The 3,638-nt window shown below is 53.1% G+C and carries 4 protein-coding genes and 1 pseudogene; all 5 read right to left on the bottom strand.

The window, feature by feature from the left end; translation table 11 throughout:
* Positions 1 to 402: pseudogene (locus NW856_RS00195) on the bottom strand (sugar transferase); the annotation flags it as partial.
* Positions 403 to 755: 353 nt separating this feature from the next.
* A complete protein-coding gene (locus NW856_RS00190; protein WP_414398444.1) occupies positions 756 to 1,196 on the bottom strand; it encodes a hypothetical protein in 441 nt (146 codons plus the stop codon).
* 6 nt (positions 1,197 to 1,202) lie between these two features.
* Positions 1,203 to 1,493: a hypothetical protein gene (locus tag NW856_RS00185; protein WP_414398441.1), complete on the bottom strand. Its 291-nt coding sequence runs from the start codon at positions 1,491 to 1,493 to the stop codon at positions 1,203 to 1,205.
* Between the two features lie 77 nt (positions 1,494 to 1,570).
* Positions 1,571 to 2,494: an FAD-dependent thymidylate synthase gene (locus NW856_RS00180; protein WP_414398439.1), complete on the bottom strand. Its 924-nt coding sequence runs from the start codon at positions 2,492 to 2,494 to the stop codon at positions 1,571 to 1,573.
* A 174-nt stretch (positions 2,495 to 2,668) separates the two neighbouring features.
* On the bottom strand, positions 2,669 to 3,439 hold the full coding sequence (locus NW856_RS00175; RefSeq protein WP_414398436.1) for a DUF4397 domain-containing protein: 771 nt from the start codon (positions 3,437 to 3,439) through the stop codon (positions 2,669 to 2,671).
* Positions 3,440 to 3,638: the final 199 nt, after the last annotated feature.

Raw genomic sequence — 3,638 nt, 5'->3', positions numbered from 1 at the left:
CAACCCCACCCGTACCAAAGTCAAACTCAGCAGAGCCAACAAGCCGGCGTAGCCCACCACCAGCCGCGACAAAGAGACCGAGCGAACGAAAAAGGCCCCTGCCAGCACCAAACCAAACGTCAATCCCAACCCCACCAGCAAACTGGCCCATTCTTCAAAGCGAGACAAGCGCTTCGACTCACCGTATCCGCCTAAGCCCGCCTGAATGCCCCAATAACTGAGGGCGGTCAACAATCCCAAGGCCGCGTAGACATCCCAAGGCAAGAGCTGATGAGGACGCAAGCTGCGCAGCCAGTAGCCCGCCCCAAAGGCCAACCAAATACAAAGGCCATCGCCAAAACAGGCCAAGGGCACCCACAAACGATGCAGATCCAGACGAGTTTTATAGCCGCGTTCGGCCAAGGGTTATCTCCTTCGGCATCAAGACTGTTGACAATCTTACAGAAAAGATTGTGCATCTGAGGCTATTGGACAAGATCAGTGTTGACCAAAACTTGAATGGGTAGCCCTCACCAGATAATTCTATTGACGGCCCTTCCCAGCTTCAAAGGACTTCATGCTGCTGACACAAAATAAGTTCTTTAAGTAATTGGGATCCTCATCATGCAAGAGATAAAAATCCCTGTTGAGTGGGTTAAGTACCGTCGGAAAAGGCTGTTGTAGAAACTACCAGAATTGCAGACATTGGATGTCGAAACATGAGAGTTTAAGCAATGATCAAAGTGCAGTCTGAGAACAGCAATGATGACAGGATACTACGATTTCGTTGCCGGGCCGGCTACTGCCAGCAGAGATACACCAAAGGGCAGAGAAAACTTAGGTATCAGATAGGCTTCTGCAGCAAAAATACCCGTCAGCAGTCGATTGAGCCAAAGCGGCGGCATTTTCAGATCTTGGCTTTCCCTCAGGCGAAGCACTTTCTGCATTATGCGGATCCCTGAAATGATTGGGAAAAGAAAACTGTTGAAGAAAACAAGGGTATAAACTTCTAGACCTGAGCTTTTAAGCAACGACAAAAGTTGCCCGCGGGTATATCGTCTCTTGTGATGATTAAGCTCATCATGTAAACTCCACAGCCACGGATAAGCCGGAACAGTTACAACTAAGTAGCCAGATGGGGTTAACCTTTGACTGAGGGCTAGGAGAGCTTCTTTGTCATTCTCCAGATGCTCCAGCACATCCAGCAAAGCAATCAAATCAAATCATTGAGAACCAAAGGGGATCCGGTTTGGCAACTCCCCCTCTGCCACGATCCCAATACCGCGAGCTTGGGCCAGCGGCAGTGCAATTTCACTCTTTTCCATAGCCCAAACTTTGCCAAATCTGGACAACATCTCCAGGTTGCCGCCGCTACCACAGCCAGCTTCCAAAATATAAGCAGAGGGGGGAAGCGACAGGGATCCAATAACCCGACTCAAAATGTGACGGCGACCCAGAAACCACCAATGCTGGTCTTCCAAGTCTGCCATTTGTTGGTAAGCCTTGGGATCCATACCCGTAACCCAACAAAAGATCAAAAACAGGATTAGCCGCAGAAGGGGTTAGCAGAGCATATCTATCTAAACTAAGTTTAGGGGGATAATCGAGCCTTTCCCCAGCGATGCTTACGATACCAGGCCGCCACGTGGGGACACCACGCTTCAAAGTGGGGCCAAATCAGTTCACACAGATGTTGAATTTCTCGTTGAGCATCTTCTTTGGCTCGTAAATCCAAAAAATGCATTAGACTACGGCAATTGAAAGAGACCACGAAGTGTTGTCGGATCCCGTAGCCAATGATGTTACGGGCATCTTCATAGGGCAATCCGCACTCTTCTACCAGGCGATAATAAGCAATGGCCTGGCTGCGATATTGCGCAAGAATGATATCCAAAGCTTCGGGGGAGATGGGCCTAAAGCCTTGGCGGGTTTTGGCCTTGCCCTCTTTGACGCTGGCAGGAACGTAAAACAAAGTTTCCAGCTCTTGCAAAGACAAGGAGGACTCCGTCCCGCCACTGTGCTCCGCAATGTGCTCCGCACCGCTGTCGCGATAGGCCTCCGGCCCGCTGACGCGATAGGCCTCCGGCCCGCTGACGCGATCGCTGACGCAACCGTAGCCGGTCTCGCCAACAGGAGCAGCAGTCTCGGTTGTGCTCCGCACCGCTGACGCGAACAAGAGCTTTTTGCCCAAATCGGCAATTTGCTGGCCTGTATATCGGAAGGATTGAACATCAAAAGAAATTCCCACCCGATGAGTACGGGCCTGTTGCATGACGGCATGGGGAAAATAGCCTACCCCAAACGTGATCTGAGGATGCTCTAGAGGCCCATAGTGGCCACGGTTGCCCTCCAGCAAATGCCGCACCACCGCCTCTCCATACTTTTCCGGGATCCGGCTTTCTGAGGTGACAAAATCAGGGCTGTAATCCTGGTGCATTGCCTGGTAGATGACCCGTTCTGGATCTGGGGTTTGATTCAGCACCACAACTTGAAACAAAGCATCCACAGGCTGCATCCCCTAGTGCTTCGCACCGCATGTTAGGATTCTGAGATCCTTGTAAGATCATATTGGCAGCGGAGAACGCCAACGGCATTGGCCTGCTCCACCACAGAGCATATTCCCTATCTGCCCCCACCCTGAGGTATTCCTTAACTCAGTGTAAGGAGAAGAGAGACCGAAACACCTTGGCTATAGGAGCCTGCGAGCTCGAGTTTCCTCTGCCAGCACCAGGCTTAGGGCCGGATTGCTGCGCAACAATCCCGCTACGTAAAGGGTATAGACCTTCCCCGCCTCCAACTGGAGGTCAAACCGTTGCAAGGGAATGCTCCGGCTGGGAGCCGACTGCACACCTGGCCCAGGGGCTGAAGGGGCTATGGCCACCTGAATTTGGGTAAAGCCGGGGCGCATGGCTTGAAAGGTGGATACTTGTCCAAACGCCAACTGGGGGATCAGCACACGCCCTTGCTCTCCTTGCCATTGCAGGGCCGGCGCATCAGGGGCAGCGTGGACAAACCGCACCAGGGCCTGATCAAACGGCGGATGGATGTTGTCCTCTAAGACCAGGGCTGTCATGCGATTCGGCTCATTGGCGGCCACCACCGAGAATACTCCCCCGCCCCTGAGATTGGCTACGGTTCTGGCCGCAACCAAAGAACTCGCAGGCTGGCCAGGGTTCTCAGGCGTTGAAAACAAAACAATGTCGTACTCGCCCGCCGGTATGCGCACGTACTCGCTCACCGAGCCATAGGCTATGCCCCGAGCAGCTCTCACCTCTCCCACTTCCAAGTCGATCCGAGGGGCATTGGGGGCCACATGCACCAAGCGCACTTGGACTTCAGAAACTCCCGCAGATGCCGAAGGCATCGGGATGGCACAGCCGGACAAAAGCCCCGACATCAACGATCCACCCACCACGCAGAGTACTGCGCTCACCCACTGTCGCACCATGTTCACGCTCACTCCTACTCCTCACACCCAACGCTCATCAGGGATCGAACTGCTGTATTTCTGCAAACCCAAGGAGGGCACTCTCGCTCCCCAAAAGTTCCCATTGGCACGCCAAGGAACCTGCTCTTGTCTTACTCCACTTTTGCGCCCAATGCCATAGAGCTATGGGACGGGTTGGGATCTAGGTCGTGTTGATCTTATGTTAGGATAG

Source organism: Synechococcus sp. R3-13 (genome assembly GCF_047462195.1).
In the GTDB taxonomy this organism is placed as follows: domain Bacteria; phylum Cyanobacteriota; class Cyanobacteriia; order Thermostichales; family Thermostichaceae; genus Thermostichus.
This window is presented reverse-complemented; position numbering and strand designations above follow the sequence as displayed.

Coding starts and splice junctions, on each gene's coding strand:
- NW856_RS00185 (WP_414398441.1), bottom strand. CDS start 1,493: ATGGATCCCAAGGCTTACCAACAAATGGCAGACTTGGAAGACCAGCAT.
- NW856_RS00180 (WP_414398439.1), bottom strand. CDS start 2,494: ATGCAGCCTGTGGATGCTTTGTTTCAAGTTGTGGTGCTGAATCAAACC.